Source organism: Polaromonas sp. P1_F1 (genome assembly GCF_056405795.1).
The window spans coordinates 31,496-52,413 of sequence record NZ_JBFUBJ010000006.1; the positions used below are offsets into that span (position 1 = coordinate 31,496).

Below are 20,918 nucleotides of genomic sequence, written 5' to 3' on the forward strand. Positions count from 1 at the left end.
GGGGGTTTCAACGCTAGCAAATGGTGTCTTGACCCCCGCTGCGTTGCTTCCTCGTTGCTTGGTCTACGTAGAGACAAGACGATTGGCCAACTCGCGCAATTTACAGTGAAAACATGACAACTTTAAGAACCGTAAGGTGTGAATCAGTAAAATGAGGGTAAATACCGAGCAGTTGGCCTGTGCCACGGCTGCGCAGGTAGCCCATGTGTTTTAAGAATCTTCTTTTCGCCCTTCCTTCCCTTTCTTTCTTCTTCCTTCCATAAAGAACTCAAGCGACCATGTCCCTCGATAAAGTTTCCCCCGGCAAAAACGTTCCCGAATCCTTCAACGTCATCATCGAGATCCCGATGAATGCCGACCCGGTGAAATACGAGGTGGACAAGGAGTCCGGCGCGATTTTTGTGGACCGCTTCATGAGCACTTCCATGCACTACCCGACCAACTACGGTTATGTGCCCAAGACCATCAGCGGCGACGGCGACCCGGTCGACGTGCTGGTGATCACCCCGGTGCCCCTGATTCCCGGCGTGGTGGTGACCTGCCGCGCCATCGGCATCCTGAAAATGACGGACGAAGCCGGTGAAGACGGCAAGGTGCTGGCGGTGCCCATCGACAAGAAATGCTCGCTTTACACCCAGTGGCAAAAACCTGAAGACATGAATCCGCTGCGCCTGAAGACCATTGCGCATTTCTTTGAGCACTACAAGGACCTGGAAGAAGGCAAATGGGTCAAGGTGCTGGGCTGGGAAGGCCCGGATGCGGCCAAAAAAGAAATCACGGACGGCATTGCCAACTATGCAAAGGCCGGCAAGGCCTGAAACCTGGCCTCTGGCACGAAAACGTAAGCGTTTTTGTGCTGAAGGTGGCTCAGGCCGTGCGCAAGCAGCTATAAAAAATATAGCAAAGGCATTGAGGGAAACTTAAAAAAGCGCCTGCAGCGTGGTCTGCAGGCGCTTTTTTTATGCCTGGGTGGAATGGTGTGCACCGCCGCCCGGCGCTACATTGAAGCGTTACGCTTTTCGCGCAGGGTCCGGGAACACCAGGCCGTGCAGCTTGCCTTTATCTCCGCGCGAAAACGGCTTCCACTGGCCTTCGGCCTGCGCCAGCCGGTCGGCCACGGCCCACCAGGCGCTGGGGTTCACGCCCATGCCGATATGGCTGGCCAGCACTTCGATGTTTTCGGTTTGCGGATGGGCGGCGCTGGGCGCCTGGATGCTGGCTTGCCAGGCCACCACGCCATCGCTGCGCGAATAAATGCTGGTGGTCGGCACAGGCGGGGCGGCCGGCAGATCGTAGCTTTCGGATTCGCGCTCGACGTTGCGGCCGCTGGTGAGTTCATAGATGCGCCAGGCGTTGGTGGCCTTGTGCGAGCCCGCGAAGGGTGTGCCCAGCGTGATCACGCCGCGCACCATGTGCGGCAGCTCCTTGGCCAGCTCGCGCGCGTAGACGCCGCCCAGGCTCCAGCCGATCAGGCTGACCTTGCGGCCCGTGGTTTCGAAGGTGCGGGCGAGGCTGTCGCGGGCTTCTTCCAGCACGCCGGCGCGCGGGCCAAAGTTAAACCCCTGTTCCCAGCCCCAGGGCCTGTAATTGAGCGACTGCAGGTATTGGCGCAGCGGCACCGTGGTGGCGTCATTGGCCGACAGGCCTGGAAACACCATCACGGCATGGCCGTCGCCGCGTGGCGCGCGGGCCAGCAAGGGCCAGGCGGGAAGCAGGGCACCGAATTCCCAGAACGCACGCAGCTCAAGCGCCAGCAGCCAGGCGCTGGGCGGAACATCGTGTGGGGACGGTTTTGCTTGATCTTGGGGGGAGGATGAAGACGGATTTCGCCTGGATGACGGGCTTGCCATGGCTTGAAGCATTGATTGTCTTGTTGGAGTTCCGACTCAAAGAGTATGGAGGCGCTTACGGTTTTTTACAGAGAGAGGTCTCTCTAAGGTGAGCGCCTGGCGGCGGTTTTCGTCGCGTTCGTGACAGCGGTTTTGCGGGTTTTTACCGGGGTGGCCTTGACTGCGGCTTTGAGTGCGGTTTTTTTGGTAGCGACTTTAGCCGTCTTTTTCGACGCGGGCGGCGTGGCGGCGGGTGTAACAGGCGCCGTCACGGACATCAGTGCCTGCGCTTGCTGAAAGGCGTCTTCGATGGCCTTGGCCAGGTCCTTCGCATGCGGCAGCGCCTTTTTGTCGGCAACGATGCCGAAATCCACATGGCCGGCATAGGTCTGTATGGTGATATTGAGCGCCAGCCCGTGCATGACGATGGACAGCGGGTGGAAGGTCAGGAACTTCGCGCCGGCCAGGTACAGCGGCACCGGCGGGCCCGGCACGTTGGAGATGGCCAGGTTGGCCACCATGGGCAGGCGGCTGGCGATGCCGCTTTTGCCGTAGGCGTTCAGCGCCATCTTGGCTGCGCCGCCCACCAGCCACGGTGCCAGCAGCGAAGGGTAGTCGGTCGGCAGCAGGCCCTTCAGGCTTTGCATCGACGTTTTCACCTTGGCGGTCGATGCCATGATGGCGTTCATGCGCTTGAGCGGGTGGGCCAGCTGCGTGCCCAGTTCCACCAGGCTCATGCTCACCTGGTTGCCCAGGTTGCTGGCGTCGGTGGCGCCGGCTTCGCGCAGCGACACCGGCATGGCCGCCACCAGCGATTTTTTCGGCAGACTGTGGTGCTGCGTGAGGTAGCTGCGCAGTGCGGTCGAGCAGATCCACAAGACCACGTCGTTGAATGAGCCGCCCACCGCCTTGCCCATGGCCTTGCATTCGGCCAGCGGCAGGGTGGCCGTCACAAAGACGCGATCCGTGGTGATGCCGGTATTAAAGGGCGTTTGTGGCGCCAGCTTCATCGGCATCTTGGGCTTGATGCCGGTGGCCGAACTGGTGGTGGATTGTTTTGCCAGCGTGCTGCCAAAGGTGCTGGCCGCAGACGGCAGCGCCTTGGCCAGTTTGGCCAGCTGGCCCAGCGAACTCGAAAACACCGAGCCGATCATCTTGCCCAGCTTCAGGTCGGCCTCGGTTTTGCGGCGGCGGGCCGGGTCGGGCGGCGGCACCTCGCGCGGTACCGGGCTGAAATCGAGCAGGGCATTGGCCAGCATCACACCGCCTTTGCCGTCCAGCGCTGCATGGTGAATCTTCGAGAAAAACCCGGCCACCACCTTGCCGCCCTGCGATGCGGGCAGCTGGATGCGGTCAAAAATATAAAACTCCCAGAGCGGGAAATTGCGGTCGATGACCTCGCTGTGCAGTTGCGCGCAAAGCTTGTGCACCTCGGTCAGCGTCATAGGCGCGGCGCCTTTTTTGGCGGAGTCCGCGCGGCGGATGTGGAAGTCGATGTCGACCGAATCAGCCTCGACCCAGAGCGGGTGGCCCAGATCCAGCGGCATGAACACCAGCTTGCGGCTGAACACCGGCGCCAGGTGCATGCGTTTGGCGATGTGCGTTTTTACCGCCTTGTGAAAGCTGCCCTTGAAGCCCTCCGGCAGTTCGCACAGGTTGAGCGAGCCCACATGCATGGGCATCTCGGGGGTTTCAAGGTAAAGAAAGGTCGCGTCGAGTCCGGTCAGGGATTTCATTGTTGTTGTCTCCGTGAGAGAGACATTAACCGAGCAGGACGGGTTGCGGCACTAGGGTTTGCCGTAGCGGCCTGTCCCGTAAAGCGCAGCCCGGAACGCGTCAACACGGCAGGCCTGCGCGTGCTGGTGTCCACGCGCTCAGCATTCGCCGAGCATTCCCTGTTCGTCGTCGATGAGCCCGGCTACCGGCGTCGCCTTGGCCAATGCCATCCATACGCCCAGCGGCAGTTGCTGGCGCGTACGCCGCGGTGCGGCCCTCGCAACGGCCAGGCGCGTGTTCTCCAGCACCATCACACCGCACTCCAGCGGCACCTCGCTGGCATCGCCGATCGGCCGGCCCTTGGCGTCGAAACCGAGCACATACCAGCACTCACCGCCCAGGTCGAGGTAGGCGGCGCGTTTTTCGGGGCGGCGCAGGTCGCCCAGCAGGTCGGAGCGGTGCACCTTGATCTCGTGCACGATCGGCTCGACGTATTCCTGCACCGTGGTGTTGCGGATGGAAAACACATCGGGCCGGGCGATGCACCAGCGGGCCTTGCCGCCTTCTTCTTCGGGCGGCAGCTGGGCGCGCAGGCCCAGGCCGCGCCAGGTGATGCGGCCGGCACGCACCATTTCGCAGGCCACCTGCTCGACCAGTGCCTCATGCTTTGAAAGCGCCGAGCGGTTGCGCACGAGCACGGTCGCCAGGTAGGCCACGCCGGCATCGGTCACGCGCAGGGTTTCGTGGCCTGCAGGGCCGGCCACGCGCTGCAGCATGCCGGTGGCCAGCAGTTCGATTTCCAGCAGGTCCTGGCAGGGCCAGCCGGCGGAGCGGTAGACCTCACGCAGACGCCGGGCGTGGGGGCGGCCCAGCGGGGGCGCAGGGTCGGCAGTCTGCGTTGCGGGGTTTTCAGGTGTAGCAGTCACGAGAGCATTCATGGGGAAATAGCGGTTTGAGCCGGCTGCAGGGTGGCTGCCGGCGCCTTGAAAACCGTTCGGAAACAGGCGTGAAAGACAGAGCTTAAATCAAGCCGGGCCTTAAGGGAAATGAGCCGTTGGCGCAATACTGACGGGCGCAAGCAGCTATCAATACGATAGCGTTACAGCGTTTCCGCGTCCACCGCAGGCGGCGGTGGTTGTCCTGCGAAGCGGGTCGCCGGCCAAGCGGTCCAGGGGGAGTCAAAGCGGGAGGATCTCGAAGCGTGCGTTGTCCAGGTTGTCGCCCAGCGGCCGCATCGCCGCCAGAATCGCGTCGGTCTCGGCGTGTTGCCAGAGCGCGATGACCTGTTCCTCCGCTTCCGAGGCGTTCTCCAGCGGCAGGCCTTCGTGCAGCGTTTGCGTCAGCATGTAGGCCTGCAGCGAGGGAAGCACATATTCAGGGCCGCCCAATGCGAATTCAAGCGCCATGCGAAAACGCAGTTCGGCCGCTGCGCGCTCGTCGGCGGTCAGGGTTGGGCATTCGACGAGGTTGACGGTGTACGGGCGTTCGTTGGCGCGGTTTTGGTTGCTCATGGAAATTCCTTTGAACGGGCTTTATAGCAAATAACGTTTGCCCGTGTGATGACAGGTGCTACGTGGCTGCGGGTAAAAGCGGAAGCGCGGCCAGTGCATGCTTTGCACAAAATATTTATGAAAAAAGTCGATGAAACCCAATATGGACGAGCGCGAGCAGCTATGAAAAACGTAGCGCCTGCGGCCGCTGAAAGCAAGCACTCAAGCCGAAGTGCCCGGCGCAGCTTGCCTGAAAGGGCTGCGGCGTTCCAGGTCGTCCATGTAGTTGTCGATGCCGGCGCCTTCTCGCGCCAGGAAACGCTCGACCGCATCGGCAAACGAGGGGTGCGCCAGCCAGTGGGCGCTGGTGGTTTTGACGGGCAGCAGGGCGCGGGCCATTTTGTGCTCGCCCTGCGCGCCGCCTTCAAAGCGCTGGTAGCCGTGCTCAATGCACCACTGCAGCGGTTGGTAGTAGCAGGCTTCAAAGTGCAGGCAGTCGACACGGGCAAGAGCGCCCCAGTAGCGGCCGTAAGCAACCAGAGACTGGCTCTCAGCGTCTCCTGGGCCAGGATCTCTTTCTGGACGGGCACTGACGGCGATCAGGCTTGTCGCGATGGGCCGCCGCTTGCCGTCGGTGTTGTGCTCCGCCACAAACAGCAGCCAGTTCTCCGGCATGGTGTCCTGCATACGATGGAAGAAGTCGCGGCTGAGGTAGGGCGCGTTGCCGTGCTCGTAATAGGTGCGCTCGTAGCAGCGGTAGAAAAAGTCCCAGTCGGCGTTGCTGATGTCCTTGCCCAGCGACCAGCGGAAAGTGATGCCCGCGTCGGCGACCTTGCGGCGCTCCTGGCGGATCTTTTTGCGCTTTTCCTGGCTGAGCGACATCAGGAAGTCATCGAAGTCGCGGTAGCCTGCTGGCGGTCCTGTCCAGTGGAACTGCACCGTATGACGCAGCATGAGGCCCGCATCTTCACAGGCCGTGACATCTTCGTCGGCGGTAAATAGCAGGTGCAGGGACGAAAGGTCTTCCTCGGTGCACCAGGCCACCAGGGCCTTGATCAGCAGGCTGCGTTCTTCGGCCGTGCGGGCCAGCAGGCGGGCGCCGGGTACGGGGGTGAAGGGCACGGCGACCAGTGCCTTGGGATAGTACTCAAGCCCATGCTGCTGGTAGGCATTGGCCCAGGCGTGGTCGAACACGTATTCGCCGTAGGAATGCTCCTTGAGGTAAAGCGGAGAGGCGCCTGCCAGCACCTTGCCCTGCCAAAGGGTGACAAAACGCGGCGTCCATCCGGTTTCGGGCGTGGCGCTGCCGCTTTCGTGCAGCGCGGCCAGGTATTCGTGGCGCATGAAGGGGTTCGCGGGCTCGCCCGGGCTTTGTGCCGCCAGCAGGGCGTTCCACTCGGCCGCATTCACCTCCAGCGGTGAATTCAGCACGCGAATGACATAATCGTTTGAGTTCTTTTTCACGTGTTTTCGGGGTTCTACTTCAACATGCCACTCAAAATCTGCGTTGCCCAATTGAACTATTGCGTCGGCGATATGCCGGGTAATGCGCAAAAGATCATCGACGCTGCCCGCACGGCCTATGAGGGCGGCGCCCGGCTGCTGCTGACGCCTGAGCTGGCCATTTGCGGCTATGCGGCAGAAGACCTGTTCTTGCGCCCATCGTTCATCCAGGCCTGTGATGATGCCGTGAATCTGGTGGCCCGCGAGCTGGCCGGGTTAAAAGGCCTGACAGTGGTGGTGGGCACGCCCACCCACGGCGACAACGGCAAGGGGCTGCGCACCAAAAGCGTGGAAGTGCAGCAGCGCCACAACGCGGCCAGGGTGCTGCGCGAGGGCCGCGTCGTCGACACCCATGCCAAGCGCGAACTGCCGAATTACCAGGTGTTTGACGAACGCCGCTATTTCACGCCGGGGCAGGGCACTTGCGTCTTCCAGGCCGGGGAGGGCGATGACGCCGTCAGCGTCGGGCTGCTGATCTGCGAAGACGCCTGGTTTGAAGAGCCGGCACGCCTGGCCAGGGAAGCGGGGGCCGAACTGCTGGCGGTCATCAACGCGTCGCCGTTTCATGTCGGCAAAGGCGGCGAACGCGAGCAGATGATGCAGGTCCGGGCGCAGGCTACCGGGTTGCCGCTGATTTATGCGCACCTGGTAGGTGGGCAGGACGAAATCGTGTTTGAAGGGGCGTCTTTTGCGCTGCAGGCCGATGGCACGCTGGCCGGAAGGGCTGAAAGTTTCAAGGAAAATCTGTTTGTAATCGAGGCGGGACGTGCGCAAGCAGCTATTAAATTAATAGCAGGCACGGCGCCGGAACGCAGCCACGAGGCGGACTTGTGGGACGCGCTGGTGCTGGGCGTGCGCGACTACCTCGGTAAAAACGGTTTTCCGGGTGCCATTCTGGGGCTTTCGGGCGGCATTGACTCGGCCCTGGTGCTGGCGGTGGCGGTGGATGCGCTGGGCGCTGACAAGGTGCGCGCAGTGATGATGCCTTCGCCCTACACGGCAGACATCTCCTGGATCGATGCACGCGAAATGGCCGAGCGCGTGAAGGTGCGTTACGACGAGATTTCCATCGTGCCGGAGTTCGAAGCCTTCAAGGCGTCGCTGGCCGGTGAGTTCAAAGGCCTGAAGGAAGATACGACCGAGGAAAACATCCAGGCGCGTATCCGTGGCGTGTTTTTGATGGCGTTGTCGAACAAGTTCGGCTCCATCGTGCTGACCACCGGCAACAAGAGTGAAATGGCTACCGGCTATTGCACGCTCTACGGCGACATGGCCGGCGGCTTTGCGGTCATCAAGGACCTGCTGAAGACCACGGTGTTTCGCCTGGCGCGCTGGCGCAACGAAAACGACCCGTACGGCACGGGCAGCAACCCGATTCCCGAGCGCATCATCACGCGGCCGCCCAGCGCCGAGTTGCGGCCCGACCAGACCGACCAGGACAGCCTGCCGCCCTACGAGGTGCTGGATGCCATCCTGGAGCGCTACATGGAGAACGACCAGGGCGTGGATGCCATCGCCGCTGCCGGGTTTGACCGCGCGCTGGTCGTGCGCGTGGCCCAGCTGATCCGCATCAACGAGTACAAACGCCGCCAGGCGCCCGTGGGTATCAGGGTCACCCACAGGAGCTTTGGCAAGGATTGGCGCTATCCTATTACCAGCAGATTCCGGCAATGAGGCCCCCACGGTCGCTCGCTTCGCGTAGCTCCCTGCCCCCCGAGGGGGCCGCTGCGCCTGCGGCCCGGCAAAGCCGGTTCCGCGGCCCCTGCTGGTGAAGTCACTTGCACGTTGTACGCCGCTAAATGCCTTTTTGACGATATTTAGAATTAATGGAGATATTCAGTGAAACAAATTACCGCCGTCCTCAAGCCCTTCAAACTCGAAGAAGTCCGTGAGGCCTTGGCCGAATGCGGCGTGACTGGTCTGACCGTCACTGAAGTCAAGGGCTTTGGCCGCCAGAAGGGCCACACCGAGTTGTACCGTGGCGCCGAATACGTCGTCGATTTCCTGCCGAAGGTCAAGGTTGAGGTTGTGGTGAAGACCGAAGACGTGGAGCGTTGCGTGGATGCCATCGTTCGCGCTGCACGCACCGGCAAGATCGGTGACGGCAAGATTTTCATCACCAGCGTCGAGCGGGTGGTGCGTATCCGTACGGGTGAGGAAGACGAAGCGGCGGTCTAGATAGGCCCCCACGCTTAAATAGGCCCCCACGCTTTTCACTTCGAGCCTGCGGCGCGCTGCCCCTTTCCTCACGTAGTGGGGCCGCTGCGCCTGCGGTCTGGCAAAGCCAGTCCCGCGGCCCCTGCTGGTATGGGTGGAAATCCCCAGGGGCGTTTTAGATCTGGTCTAGGCGGGTGTTGCCTGGCGTCATGCCGGCTGCCTGTACCAGCGTTTCCAGCAGTGATTCGGCATCGCTGCTGGTTCGGATCAGGTCCATCAGCCAGTCATTCATGAAGCCGGTTTTTACCGAAGATGCCAGGAACGCGAGCAGGGCGTCGTAGTAGCCGTTCATGTTGAGCAGGCCGACCGGTTTGTCGTGGTAGCCGAGCTGGCGCCAGGTCCATACCTCAAAAAATTCCTCCAGCGTACCGATGCCGCCGGGCAATGCCAGGAACGCATCGGCATGCTCGGCCATCAGGTATTTGCGCTCATGCATGTTTTCCACGATGTGCAGCTCGGTGCATCCGGTGTGGGCCCATTCCTTCTCCACCAGTGCCTTGGGGATGATTCCCACGACACGCCCGCCGGCCGCCAGCGCAGCGTCGGCCATGATGCCCATCAGGCCATTGCGGCCACCGCCATAGACCAGCTGCCCGCCGCGCTTGCCAATCCAGGTGCCCACGAGGGCGGCAATGGCGGCGAATTCGGGCTGGTTGCCGGGACGGGATCCGCAGTAAACGCAGAGGGAAAAAGCAGGTTTGGAGGCAGGTTTGGAGATATCGGTCACTTTGTTGATGCTTGCGTTCATGCGGCAAATCGCTGGAACAGCGCCAGGGCCCAGGTACCTGCGCACAGCAGCAGGCTGAGCAGTACGGCGGCACTTCCCATGTCCTTGGCGCGCTTGGAAAGGTCATGCCATTCGGGGCCGATGCGGTCGATGGCGGTTTCAATGCCCGTGTTGAGCAGCTCCACGATCATGATGAGGATGACGGTGCCGGCCAGGAGCACCGTTTCGACCCAGCTACGGCCCAGCCAGAAAGCGGCGGGGATCAGCACAATCGACGCGATCGCCTCCTGACGGAAAGCGGTTTCATGCCAGCCGGCGCGCAGGCCGGCAACGGAATAGCCGGTGGCGTGCCAGACGCGGCTCAGGCCCTTGCGGTGTTTTTGGGGGTTGACGGGCTCATTGGAGCCCAGTCGGGAGGTGGCGCCAGCAGCAGCGACATCAACATCAGATGGCGGCGCTGGCACAGACATGGGAAACGGAACTTGTTCGGGCATGGTGCCATTGTCGCGCAGCTTTATGGCACATTGATGTTAGGGCTGATGGGTCGCAGTACCGGCGATACCGGCCTTGTTTTTCCCCTTGCGCCCGGGTTTTTCGGGTGCGACCCAGGTGATGAGCCGCGTGCCCGCCCAGGCGTCATGCCAAAACTGTTTTTGCGGATGAAAGCGCGCCAGGATGGCCCAGATGGCGACCCATCCCAGCGTCAGTACGGCGCCTTCTCGTCCTGGCAGCGCCATTGCCCAGCTCACGGCCAAGGGTGGCAGGAACCAGAGCCAGCTCAGCGCATAGCGCAGCAGCGCACGTTTCTGGGTGACGGGTGCACCGTTGAGGTCGACCACGCGGATGTTCCAGGTCTTCATGGCCAGGGTCTGGCCTTTGGCCCAGAACCAGACGAAGTAAATACCGAAAATCACAAACACGAACGCCTGCAGGGCATGGCGATTGTCCAGGGCATTTCGGGTCTGGCTCAATGTGCTGAAGAGGTAACCGGCCAGAAAAACCACGCCGAACATCAGCATGCCTTCGTACATCCAGCAGGCCATGCGGCGGGGAATAGACGGAATAGGGAGGGTGTCTGTGACTGTCAAAGATGTCGCGATAAAGGTTGGCCACAGTGACGGCAGCAGGCATGGGCCAAGCCCAGCCGCTGCGGTAGCGTTTAGCGTTGGGGCGTGGCGCTTGTTGCGGCACCGCTTGCGGACGGCGCGGCGGGCGTAGCAGCTGAGGCAGGTTGCAAAGCAGTGATTTTAGGGCCAGGTTTGCTGGCTGCCTTGACCGGGTGCGGTGTCACGGGCGCCAGCTTTTGCGGTGCCACCGGTCTCACCGCTGTTGCCGCTCCGGTAGGCTTTGGACTGGCCTTGGCGGCCAGCTTCTGCTTTTCTTCGGGGCTGAGAGCCTGGTAGGTTTCCCATTTGGCTTTTTTCTCTTCAGGCGTGAGCTGCTTGGAGAGTTCCTTGGTCTTGCCGAAGTTCAGCCGGGCTTGCGCGCGCTGCTGGGGGCTCAAGGTGACCCATTCATTCATGCGGCTGTGCAGGTTGGCCTGCCCTTCCGGTGCGAGTGAGGGGTAATTTTTGGAGATTTCCAGCCATTTGCGCTTTTGCGCCTCGCTGACGGTATCCCAGCTTGACGCCAGCGGTTTGAGCGCCTGCTGTTGCATGGGCGTGAGTTCAGCCCAGGTCGGCTTGGCCACGACGGGCTTGGCAGGGACGGCCGGGGGCTTCACAGCTGCACTGGCAGGGCCTACGGGTTTAGGCGCCTGTGCAAGGCCCAGCATGGGCCAGGCCAGCAGGGTAGCCGTCACAAGCCCGAACGACAGCCATTGCAGTCTCAACCGCATGGAGCGGCCATCGACAGATGGGGCGCGTCGGGAGATTGCGCGCGGGATCATTGGGCCGTGGGGGCTTGGCGTGTGGCTTTGAGGTACTGGACAAAACCCGGGTCGGCAAAAGCAGCGGGCGGGAGTTCGTCAGTAAGCAACGCCACATCGACTTCTGCCAGTTCCTGGGCGCGGTTGTCGTTCTGGATCGAATTGATGGCCAGCAGGCCTACAACCAGTGCAACAAGTGGAAGGACCGAACCAATCCGTGCCCACCAGCTCAGGCCGTCATCAGATCCCCATGAAAGGGCGGCACTTGTGCCAACGCCGACGACGCTGGTGGCGGTTTGTGTTTTGGCGACTTTACGTTTTGAAACAGCTTGAGCGCGTGCGGCGCGCAGGCGCTCGGAAATGTCGTAAGGCAGGTCGGCAGCTCCCGCGGACAGGTAGGACGCGGTCTTCAGGCCAAAGCGGTCCTGCAGGATTTCGGCTCTTTTTTGTAGTGAGTTAGTCATAGTTTTATACCTTTGGCACTCAGGGCTTTGCTGAGGGCGTGAACTGCGCGGGAACAATGTGTTTTGACACTGCCCTCCGAACAGCCCATGGCGGCTGCTGTTTCAGCGACATCCATTTCCTCCCAGTAACGCATCAGAAAGGCTTCCCGTTGACGGCCCGGCAATTCCTTTACCTGCAGTTCGATCTCATGCAATATTTGCGCCCGCTCAGTAGCATCCTGGGCGCTCTCTGTACCCTCTGAGTTGGTAAGGCTCTCTAAAGTTTCCAGAAGATCGAAATCTTCTCCCTGCGATTCAAAGTCGCTCATGTTGGAGAAAAGCGCGTTCCGGGTCTTGCGGCGCCGGAACCAGTCCAGCGTGGTGTTGGCCAGGATGCGCTGGAACAGCATGGGCAGCTCGGCCGCAGGCTTGTCGCCATAGTGCTGGGCCAGCTTCATCATGCTGTCCTGAACGATATCAAGGGCAGCTTCTTCATCTCGCACGTGGTAGATGCTGCGCTTGAAAGCCCGTTTTTCAACGCTTTTCAGGAAATCCGAGAGTTCTTGTTCAGTTGCCAACGGTGTGGGGTTCCGGTTCGTCCAGCGCTGCACAGGGTGGTCTGCGGGTACTCGCAGGGCCGATGCCGATAAGGCATGCATCCAAGGATACAGCTGGAAAATTATCGCATCCCGGCCGGTACCGGATGCGATTTTTCGCCGCTTGCAGCCATTGCGCAACGCGAAATGCCATAATACTGCCTGCAATTCAAAGGCAAACGGGTCACGACTCGGCGGTTTATGTTTCCGCTTATGGTTTTGGCCTCAAGTCTCGATGCCGCTTCACAAGAGTGGGCAAAGAGGCACCCAAGGTATTTCGTTAGAGAAATTCACAAAGGTTCATCATGGAAATCTCCAAAGCGGAAATCGCTTCCGCGGCAGCTGCGTCTGCACAAACAAATTCTCAAGAACTCCGCGGCGCGGAAATCCTCATGAAGTCCCTTCAGGCTGAAGGCGTCAAATACATGTGGGGTTATCCGGGCGGTGCAGTCCTGCATATTTACGACGCCGTCTACAAACAGGACTCGATCCAGCACATCCTGGTGCGTCATGAGCAGGCAGCTGTGCACGCAGCCGACGGTTATGCTCGCGCCACAGGCGAGGTGGGCGTGGCGCTGGTCACTTCCGGCCCAGGCGTGACCAACGCCGTGACCGGTATCGCGACAGCGTACATGGACAGTATCCCGATGGTCATCATCACGGGACAGGTCCCCACCCACGCCATCGGCCTGGACGCCTTCCAGGAGTGTGACACCGTCGGCATCACCCGGCCCATCGTGAAGCACAACTTCCTGGTCAAGGATGCGCGGCACATGGCCGAAACCCTGAAAAAGGCGTTTCATATCGCCCGCAGCGGCCGGCCCGGCCCCGTGGTCGTCGATATCCCCAAGGACGTGTCCTTCAACAAGGTGCCCTACAACGGCTATCCGCAAACCGTTGAGATGCGCTCCTACAACCCGGTGCGCAAAGGCCATGGCGGGCAGATCCGCAAGGCCCTGCAATTGCTGCTGGCGGCCAAACGGCCCTATATCTACACTGGCGGCGGCGTATTGCTCAGTAATGCCTCGCAAGAACTGCGCACTCTGGTCGACATGCTGGGCTACCCCTGCACCAATACCTTGATGGGCCTGGGCGCCTACCCGGCCAGCGACAAAAAATTCCTCGGCATGCTGGGTATGCACGGCACCATCGAAGCCAACAATGCGATGCAGCATTGCGACGTGTTGCTGGCTGTCGGTGCGCGTTTTGATGACCGCGTGATCGGTAACCCCAAGCATTTCGCGCAGAACGAACGCAAGATCATCCACATCGACATCGACCCTTCCAGTATTTCGAAGCGCGTGAAGGTTGATATTCCGATCGTGGGCGACGTGAAGGACGTGCTGACCGAACTGATTGCCATGATCAAGGAATCCGGCCTCAAGCCTGACGCGAACGCCCTGGGCGGCTGGTGGGACACGATTGAAGGCTGGCGCAAACGCGACTGCATGAAGTACAGCATGGGCAAAGGCGATGTCATCAAGCCCCAGCATGTGGTCGAAACGCTCTGGAAGCTGACCAAGGACGCGGACACCTACATCACGTCGGACGTGGGTCAACACCAGATGTGGGCTGCGCAGTACTACAAGTTCGACGAGCCGCGCCGCTGGATCAATTCAGGCGGCCTGGGCACCATGGGCGTCGGTATTCCCTATGCCATGGGCATCAAGCTGGCCAAGCCCGACTCGGAAGTGTTCTGCATCACCGGTGAAGGTTCGGTGCAGATGTGCATCCAGGAGCTTTCCACCTGCCTGCAATACAACACGCCGATCAAGATCGTGTCGCTGAACAACCGTTACCTGGGCATGGTGCGCCAGTGGCAGGAAATTGACTATGAAGGCCGCTACAGCAGCAGCTACATGGACGCACTGCCCAATTTCGTGAAGCTGGCCGAAGCCTACGGGCACGTTGGCATGTTGATCGAAAAGCCGCAGGACGTGGAGCCGGCGCTTCGCGAAGCCCGCAAGCTCAAGGACCGCACGGTGTTCATGGACTTCCGCACGGACCCGACCGAAAACGTGTTCCCGATGGTGCAGGCCGGCAAGGGCATTACCGAAATGCTGCTGGGGTCGGAAGACCTCTAGGCCTCACGCCACCACACCCATTCATTCACCGTCACCTGACGAATCTATTGTCTGCCGAGCCTGCGCATTACCGTGCGCAGGGGAGGGCAGCGAAAAGAGGAATCTTCTTATGAAACACATCATTGCAGTTTTGCTGGAAAACGAGCCGGGCGCTCTTTCCCGCGTGGTCGGCCTGTTCTCGGCACGCGGCTACAACATCGAAAGCCTGACCGTCGCCCCGACGGAGGACCCGAGCCTGTCGCGCATGACGATACAGACCACCGGTTCTGACGACGTCATTGAACAAATCACCAAGCACCTGAACCGACTGATTGAAGTCGTCAAGGTTGTCGATCTGACCGAAGGCTCCTACACCGAGCGTGAACTCATGATGGTCAAGGTGCGCGCAGTCGGCAAGGAGCGCGAAGAGATGAAGCGCATGGCTGATATATTCCGCGGGCGAATCATCGACGTGACGGAGAAAAGCTACACCATCGAGCTGACTGGGGACCAGTCCAAGAACGATGCATTTCTGGAAGCCATAGACCGCAGTGCGATCCTGGAGACGGTGCGAACCGGCTCCAGCGGCATCGGCCGTGGAGAGCGGATTTTGCGGGTTTGATTTAAGTCGTCCGTGCGCGCGTTTCGACAGGCTCAACGCGAACGGATTTTGAGTGGCGATATGCGTTTACCGTTCGCCCTGAGCCTGTCGAAGGGCATTTTCGCCAATACCTATTCTGGAGAGAAAAATGAAAGTTTTTTACGACAAAGATTGTGATTTGAGCCTGATCAAGGGCAAAACAGTCGCCATCATCGGCTACGGCAGCCAGGGCCACGCACACGCGCAAAACCTGAACGACAGCGGCGTGAAAGTGATCGTCGGCCTGCGCAAGGGCGGCGCTTCGTGGCCCAAGGTCGAAAAGGCCGGCCTGAAGGTCGCTGAAGTCGCGGACGCGGTCAAAGCCGCTGACGTGGTCATGATCCTGCTGCCCGACGAGCAAATCGGCGCGGTCTACAAAAACGACGTGGCTCCCCACATCAAGCAGGGCGCTTCCCTGGTTTTCGCCCACGGCTTCAACGTGCACTACGGCGCCGTGATTCCGCGCGCCGACCTCGACGTCTGGATGGTCGCCCCCAAGGCACCCGGTCACACGGTGCGCAATACCTACGCCCAGGGCGGCGGCGTACCTCACCTGGTTGCTGTGCACCAGGACAAGTCCGGCAAGGCCCGCGACCTGGCTCTCTCCTATGCCATGGCCAATGGCGGCGGCAAAGCCGGCATCATTGAAACCAACTTCCGCGAAGAAACCGAAACCGACCTGTTCGGCGAGCAGGCTGTTTTGTGCGGCGGTACCGTCGAGCTGATCAAGGCCGGCTTCGAAACGCTGGTGGAAGCTGGCTACGCCCCCGAAATGGCGTACTTTGAATGCCTGCACGAACTCAAGCTGATCGTTGACCTGATCTATGAAGGCGGCATCGCCAACATGAACTACTCGATCTCGAACAACGCTGAGTACGGCGAATACGTGACAGGCCCGAACATCGTGACCTCGGCCACGAAAGACGCGATGCGCAAGTGCCTGAAAGACATCCAGACGGGTGAATACGCCAAGAGCTTCCTGTTGGAAAACCAGGCTGGCGCGCCAACCCTGCTGAGCCGCCGCCGCCTGAATTCCGAGCACCAGATCGAGATCGTGGGCGAAAAGCTGCGCGCCATGATGCCCTGGATCGCAAAAAACAAGTTGGTCGACCAGACCCGCAACTGATCGAAGCCCGTCAGGGCTTTGTCCTGCAAAAAGCCGCGCAAAGGTCCTGCGCGGCTTTTTTTCTGACCAAGGCAGACTGGGCGGGGTGAGGTGAAAGTTTCTGCCGGGGCCGATCTTGGTATCCTTGGCGGCTTGAGTCGACGGCTTATTCCTTCAAGGAGGCCCGGCTTCTGGATGGCATCTACAGGTGCTATGAATTTGATAGCTGTTTGCGCGCACCAGTTGTGCCTCAGGAGTGTTTTTATGCATGATGGTGAAGATTCGGCGTTTCCTACCGAAGCGGTGGTGATACGCAAGCGACGCAAGGGCATTTACATATTGCCCAATTTATTCACGCTGGCCGCCCTGTTTGGCGGCTTTTACGCCATCGTCATGGCCATGAACGGGCGCTTCGACCAAGCCGCCATTGGTGTGTTTTGCGCCATGATTCTCGACAGCCTGGACGGCCGCGTCGCCCGGATGACCAACACGCAAAGCGCTTTCGGCGAGCAGATGGATTCGCTCTCGGACATGGTGTCTTTCGGCGCCGCACCGGCGTTGATCGCCTACGTCTGGGCCTTGACCAGCCTGGGGCGGTGGGGTTGGATAGGCGCTTTTGTGTATTGCGCCTGCGCTGCGCTGCGCCTGGCTCGCTTCAATGTGAACACGGCCGTGGTCGACAAGCGCTTCTTCCAGGGTCTGCCGTCGCCCGCCGCGGCGGCATTGGTGGCCGGCTTTATCTGGCTGATGACCGATGCGGGAGTCAGTGGGCTGGAAGTGCGCTGGGTGACCTTCGGCCTCACGCTCTATGCGGGCCTCACGATGGTCACAAATGTGCCGTTCTACAGCTTCAAGGACGTGCAGATGAAGCGCAGCGTGCCTTTCGCCGCCATTGTGTTGATTGCACTTGGGATCGCCGTTATCAATATTCATCCACCGACCGTGATGTTCGGCCTGTTTGTGCTGTACGGTTTTTCGGGCTATGTGCTATACGGCTGGCGCAAGGCCAAGGGCCAGCAGACCAGCGTGATCTCGACGTCCACCGACGAACCCGACGAGCGCGGCCTTCACAAATAATTGTGGTACATTGAGCAGATGAAACAAATTTCGCTAGCACTACTGCTATCTGCCAACGGGCGGAGACGGTAGCGCACGCGTACACCTGATTCAACGGCCCGTTTGCACCAGCAACGGGCCGTTTTTCTTTGGGTTGCTGGTTTTTTTGTAATCTTTGGGGTTGACGAAATGACCATGTTGAAAACACCTTCCAGCAAATACCAATCCTTCGCGCCAGTCCGACTGGCCGACCGCACATGGCCCGATGCCGTGCTGACGCAAGCGCCCATCTGGTGCAGCGTGGACCTGCGGGATGGCAACCAGGCGTTGATCGAGCCCATGGATATTCCTCGCAAACTGAGGATGTTCCACACCCTGGTGAAAATCGGCTTCAAGGAAATCGAGGTGGGCTTTCCGTCCGCGTCCCAGGTTGAATTCGACTTTCTCCGCCAGCTCATCGACGGCAATCTGATTCCCGACGACGTCACCATCCAGGTGTTGACGCAGGCGCGCGAGCCGCTGATCCGTCGCACTTTCGAATCGCTCAAGGGCGCCAAAAAAGCCATCGTCCACCTCTACAACGCCACCGCCCCGGTTATGCGCCGCGTGGTGCTGGGCATGAATGAGGACGAGATTGTCCAGCTCGCGACCGACAATGCGCGGCTCTTCCAGCAACTGGCAGCGGCACAGCCTGAAACGCAATGGACGTTCCAGTACTCACCCGAGATGTGGTCGGGCACTGAGCTCGCGTTTTCCAAGCGCGTGGTTGATGCCGTGACCGAGGTCTGGCAGCCGACGCCCAAGCGAAAATGCATCATCAACCTGCCGTCCACTGTGGAGCATTCCACGCCGAATATTTTTGCCGACATGATGGAGTGGATGCACCGCCACCTGGCCAGGCGCGACGCCATCGTGATCTCGGTTCATCCCCACAATGACCGCGGTACGGGCACTGCGGCCGGCGAGTTGGCCTTGATGGCTGGCGCCGACCGCATTGAAGGCTGCCTCTTCGGCAACGGCGAGCGCACCGGCAATGTGGACCTGGTGAACATCGCGCTCAATCTCTACACGCAAGGCGTGTCGCCTGGGCTGGACTTCTCGGAAATCGACGAAATTCGCCGCACGGTGGAGCATTGCAACCAGCTGCCCGTGCATCCCCGCCATCCTTATGCAGGCGACCTGGTCTACACCTCGTTCTCCGGCTCGCACCAGGACGCCATCAAGAAGGCTTTCGCTGCGCGCAAAGAAGGCGACGTGTGGGACATGCCTTATTTGCCCATCGATCCTAAGGACCTGGGCCGCAGCTATGAAGCCGTGATCCGCGTCAACAGCCAGTCCGGCAAGGGTGGCATCGCCTACTTGCTGGAAAGCGAGTTCGGCCTCGAGCTCCCGCGCCGATTGCAGATCGAGTTCAGCCAGGTGGTGCAATCGGTGATGGATGCGACCGGCAAGGAGTTGACCGGCAAAGACATCTTTGCGCTGTTTGAAAAGGAATATGGCGTGCAGACCATCGCCGCACCCCAGCGCCTGGTGATTGAAGAAACCGGAAAGACCGGTGGCGAGTCCTTCCACATTAAAGCCGAGGTCGAGTTTGCGGGCCGCCATCACGCCGTTGAAGGCACCGGGACGGGCCCCATCGATGCTTTCGTGGGTGGCCTGGCCGCAGCGACAGGCCACTCCGTTCGCGTGCTGGACTATCACGAGCATGCCATCGGAGCCGGGGCGAGCGCGCAGGCCGTGGCCTACTTGGAACTGCGGATCAACGACCAGACGCTGTTCGGCGTCGGTATGGATGGCAACATCATCTCCGCATCGCTCAAGGCCATAGTCTCGGGCCTGCAGCGCAGCAAGGCCAGCCAGCCTGCAGGCGTTGCTACCATTACGGGTTAACCGCTTCAGATACCTCAAAACACAGAGCGCCCAACGCATCAGGAATCCCACCATGACCGACAAACTCATTATTTTTGACACTACCTTGCGCGACGGCGAGCAATCGCCCGGCGCCTCCATGACCAAGGACGAAAAGCTGCGGATTGCCCGCCAGCTGGAGCGCCTGAAGGTCGATGTGATCGAAGCCGGGTTTGCTGCCAGCTCCAATGGCGATTTCGAATGCGTGAAGGCTATTGCGGAGGTGGTGAGGGACTCCACCATCTGCTCGCTGGCGCGTGCCAACGACAGGGATATCTCCCGCGCTGCAGAAGCCTTGAAACCTGCGGCATCGGGGCGTCTGCATCTGTTCCTTGCAACCAGCGCCCTGCACATGGAAAAGAAACTGCGCATGACACCCGATCAGGTGTTCGAGCAGGCCAAGCTCTCCGTGCGTTTTGCCAAAAATCTGATGGGCGATATCGAGTTCAGCCCTGAAGACGGTTATCGCTCCGACCCGGATTTCCTGTGCCGTGTGCTGGAGGCCGTGATCAAGGAAGGCGCGACCACCATCAACGTGCCCGACACGGTAGGCTACGCCATCCCCGAGCTCTACGGCAACTTCATCAAGAACCTGCGCGAGCGTATCCCCAACAGCGACAAGGCTGTCTGGTCCGTGCACTGCCACAACGACCTGGGGATGGCCGTGGCCAACTCTCTGGCCGGTGTGAAGATTGGCGGCGCGCGGCAGGTGGAATGCACCATCAACGGGCTGGGCGAGCGTGCCGGCAACTGCTCGCTTGAAGAGGTGGTGATGGCGGTCAAAACCCGCAAGGACTACTTCGGCCTCGAACTTGGAATCGACACGCAGCACATTCTGGCGGCCAGCCGCATGGTGAGCCAGACCACCGGTTTTGTGGTGCAACCGAATAAGGCCGTGGTCGGCGCCAATGCGTTTGCGCATGCCTCCGGCATTCACCAGGACGGTGTGCTCAAGGCGCGCGACACCTATGAAATCATGCGCGCCGAAGACGTGGGGTGGAGCGCCAACAAGATCGTGCTGGGCAAGCTGAGCGGGCGCAATGCGTTCAAGCAGCGTCTGCTGGAGCTCGGTGTCGCCATGGAAAGCGAAGCGGACATCAACAACGCCTTCGCCAAGTTCAAGGAACTCGCGGACCGCAAGAGCGAGATCTTTGACGAGGACATCCTGGCGTTGGCGAGCGATGAAAGCGCTTCGCATGACAACGAACAGTACGGCTTTGTGTCCCTGTCGCAACACAGCGAAACCGGCGAACGCCCTCAGGCCAGCGTCGTGTTCACTGTGGCCGGCAAGGAAGTCAAAGGCGAATCCGACGGCAACGGCCCTGTTGATGCCTCCCTCAAAGCCATCGAGTCACACGTCAAAAGCGGTGCGGAGATGGTGCTTTACTCTGTGAACGCCATCAGCGGATCAACAGAAAGCCAGGGAGAAGTCACGGTGCGTTTGCAAAACAGCGGGCGGGTGGTCAATGGCGTGGGCGCCGACCCCGACATCGTGGTGGCGTCGGCAAAAGCCTATTTGAGCGCGTTGAACAAACTCCAAAGTAAAGCTGACCGCGTGGCGGCACAGGGATGATGTAACAATTCGGAAAATAAAATCCTTTGTATTCAATGACTTAGCGTTGAATCTGGGTGCGAATGGGGCTTTGACCGTTAAAAACGTCACAAAGTGAGTGTGTTTTTAGGAAAGTCGCGCAAGTTTTTGATATTGCGTGACTTTTTCTATTTGTATACACTCCAGCCATCCCATTCATTGCAATC

At 60.4% G+C, this 20,918-nt stretch carries 20 protein-coding genes; 9 read left to right on the forward strand and 11 right to left on the reverse strand.

The features are described from left to right. Positions 1-278 precede the first annotated feature (278 nt). On the forward strand, positions 279-818 hold the full coding sequence (gene ppa, locus AC1DZE_RS16320) for an inorganic diphosphatase (RefSeq protein WP_457278617.1): 540 nt from the start codon (positions 279-281) through the stop codon (positions 816-818). Between the two features lie 192 nt (positions 819-1,010). Here the strand turns inward: ppa and AC1DZE_RS16325 are convergent, their stop codons facing one another. From AC1DZE_RS16325 to AC1DZE_RS16345, 5 genes are all read right to left on the reverse strand, one after another. After that, a complete protein-coding gene (locus AC1DZE_RS16325) occupies positions 1,011-1,850 on the reverse strand; it encodes an alpha/beta hydrolase (RefSeq protein WP_477670856.1) in 840 nt (279 codons plus the stop codon). An 83-nt stretch (positions 1,851-1,933) separates the two neighbouring features. Then, a complete protein-coding gene (locus tag AC1DZE_RS16330; protein WP_477700305.1) occupies positions 1,934-3,565 on the reverse strand; it encodes a wax ester/triacylglycerol synthase family O-acyltransferase in 1,632 nt (543 codons plus the stop codon). Between the two features lie 138 nt (positions 3,566-3,703). Beyond that, on the reverse strand, positions 3,704-4,483 hold the full coding sequence (locus AC1DZE_RS16335; protein WP_477700306.1) for a hypothetical protein: 780 nt from the start codon (positions 4,481-4,483) through the stop codon (positions 3,704-3,706). A 240-nt stretch (positions 4,484-4,723) separates the two neighbouring features. Further along, positions 4,724-5,056, reverse strand: coding sequence for a hypothetical protein (locus AC1DZE_RS16340; protein WP_477673881.1), 333 nt, complete (start codon positions 5,054-5,056; stop codon positions 4,724-4,726). A gap of 201 nt (positions 5,057-5,257) precedes the next feature. Beyond that, the gene (locus AC1DZE_RS16345; RefSeq protein ID WP_477673882.1) at positions 5,258-6,499 is read right to left on the reverse strand and encodes a GNAT family N-acetyltransferase; all 1,242 of its coding nucleotides are present in this window, start codon (positions 6,497-6,499) and stop codon (positions 5,258-5,260) included. 24 nt (positions 6,500-6,523) lie between these two features. Between AC1DZE_RS16345 and AC1DZE_RS16350 the strand changes: the two genes are divergently transcribed. Together AC1DZE_RS16350 and AC1DZE_RS16355 are read left to right on the forward strand one after the other, a co-directional pair. Next, positions 6,524-8,212, forward strand: coding sequence for an NAD+ synthase (locus AC1DZE_RS16350; protein ID WP_477700307.1), 1,689 nt, complete (start codon positions 6,524-6,526; stop codon positions 8,210-8,212). A 165-nt stretch (positions 8,213-8,377) separates the two neighbouring features. Beyond that, positions 8,378-8,716: a P-II family nitrogen regulator gene (locus tag AC1DZE_RS16355; protein WP_007869659.1), complete on the forward strand. Its 339-nt coding sequence runs from the start codon at positions 8,378-8,380 to the stop codon at positions 8,714-8,716. 154 nt (positions 8,717-8,870) lie between these two features. Here AC1DZE_RS16355 and AC1DZE_RS16360 read toward each other — a convergent pair whose 3' ends face one another. The 6 genes from AC1DZE_RS16360 to AC1DZE_RS16385 all read right to left on the reverse strand — a co-directional run bounded on the left by AC1DZE_RS16360 (position 8,871) and on the right by AC1DZE_RS16385 (position 12,370). Next, on the reverse strand, positions 8,871-9,503 hold the full coding sequence (locus tag AC1DZE_RS16360; RefSeq protein WP_477670850.1) for an LOG family protein: 633 nt from the start codon (positions 9,501-9,503) through the stop codon (positions 8,871-8,873). Beyond that, positions 9,500-9,976 carry a diacylglycerol kinase gene (locus AC1DZE_RS16365; RefSeq protein WP_477670849.1) on the reverse strand — a complete coding sequence of 159 codons (477 nt, stop codon included), beginning with the start codon at positions 9,974-9,976 and terminating at the stop codon, positions 9,500-9,502. Before AC1DZE_RS16365 ends, AC1DZE_RS16360 begins: the two co-directional genes overlap by 4 nt. 36 nt (positions 9,977-10,012) lie before the next feature. Beyond that, positions 10,013-10,546 (reverse strand): RDD family protein, encoded by a 534-nt coding sequence (locus AC1DZE_RS16370; RefSeq protein ID WP_477673866.1) that lies wholly within the window; start codon positions 10,544-10,546, stop codon positions 10,013-10,015. Between the two features lie 95 nt (positions 10,547-10,641). Next, a complete protein-coding gene (locus tag AC1DZE_RS16375; RefSeq protein WP_477670847.1) occupies positions 10,642-11,319 on the reverse strand; it encodes a DUF3106 domain-containing protein in 678 nt (225 codons plus the stop codon). Between the two features lie 47 nt (positions 11,320-11,366). Further along, positions 11,367-11,813: a DUF3619 family protein gene (locus tag AC1DZE_RS16380; protein WP_477670846.1), complete on the reverse strand. Its 447-nt coding sequence runs from the start codon at positions 11,811-11,813 to the stop codon at positions 11,367-11,369. Continuing rightward, complete coding sequence (locus AC1DZE_RS16385; RefSeq protein ID WP_477672839.1) at positions 11,810-12,370, reverse strand: RNA polymerase sigma factor; 561 nt, start codon at positions 12,368-12,370, stop codon at positions 11,810-11,812. The genes AC1DZE_RS16380 and AC1DZE_RS16385 overlap by 4 nt, the downstream gene beginning before the upstream one ends. Before the next feature lie 323 nt (positions 12,371-12,693). Here AC1DZE_RS16385 and AC1DZE_RS16390 point away from each other — a divergent pair, with 323 nt between their 5' ends. The 6 genes from AC1DZE_RS16390 to AC1DZE_RS16415 all read left to right on the forward strand — a co-directional run bounded on the left by AC1DZE_RS16390 (position 12,694) and on the right by AC1DZE_RS16415 (position 20,733). Then, positions 12,694-14,472: an acetolactate synthase 3 catalytic subunit gene (locus AC1DZE_RS16390; protein ID WP_457278606.1), complete on the forward strand. Its 1,779-nt coding sequence runs from the start codon at positions 12,694-12,696 to the stop codon at positions 14,470-14,472. A 109-nt stretch (positions 14,473-14,581) separates the two neighbouring features. Beyond that, on the forward strand, positions 14,582-15,073 hold the full coding sequence (ilvN, locus tag AC1DZE_RS16395; RefSeq protein ID WP_011483239.1) for an acetolactate synthase small subunit: 492 nt from the start codon (positions 14,582-14,584) through the stop codon (positions 15,071-15,073). Positions 15,074-15,200: 127 nt separating this feature from the next. Further along, on the forward strand, positions 15,201-16,217 hold the full coding sequence (gene ilvC / locus AC1DZE_RS16400; RefSeq protein WP_477670845.1) for a ketol-acid reductoisomerase: 1,017 nt from the start codon (positions 15,201-15,203) through the stop codon (positions 16,215-16,217). Between the two features lie 243 nt (positions 16,218-16,460). Next, a complete protein-coding gene (gene pssA / locus AC1DZE_RS16405; RefSeq protein WP_457278605.1) occupies positions 16,461-17,273 on the forward strand; it encodes a CDP-diacylglycerol--serine O-phosphatidyltransferase in 813 nt (270 codons plus the stop codon). 174 nt (positions 17,274-17,447) lie between these two features. Then, positions 17,448-19,142, forward strand: coding sequence for a 2-isopropylmalate synthase (leuA, locus tag AC1DZE_RS16410; protein WP_477700377.1), 1,695 nt, complete (start codon positions 17,448-17,450; stop codon positions 19,140-19,142). A 52-nt stretch (positions 19,143-19,194) separates the two neighbouring features. Then, positions 19,195-20,733: a 2-isopropylmalate synthase gene (locus tag AC1DZE_RS16415; protein WP_457278603.1), complete on the forward strand. Its 1,539-nt coding sequence runs from the start codon at positions 19,195-19,197 to the stop codon at positions 20,731-20,733. The last annotated feature ends 185 nt before the right edge of the window (positions 20,734-20,918 follow it).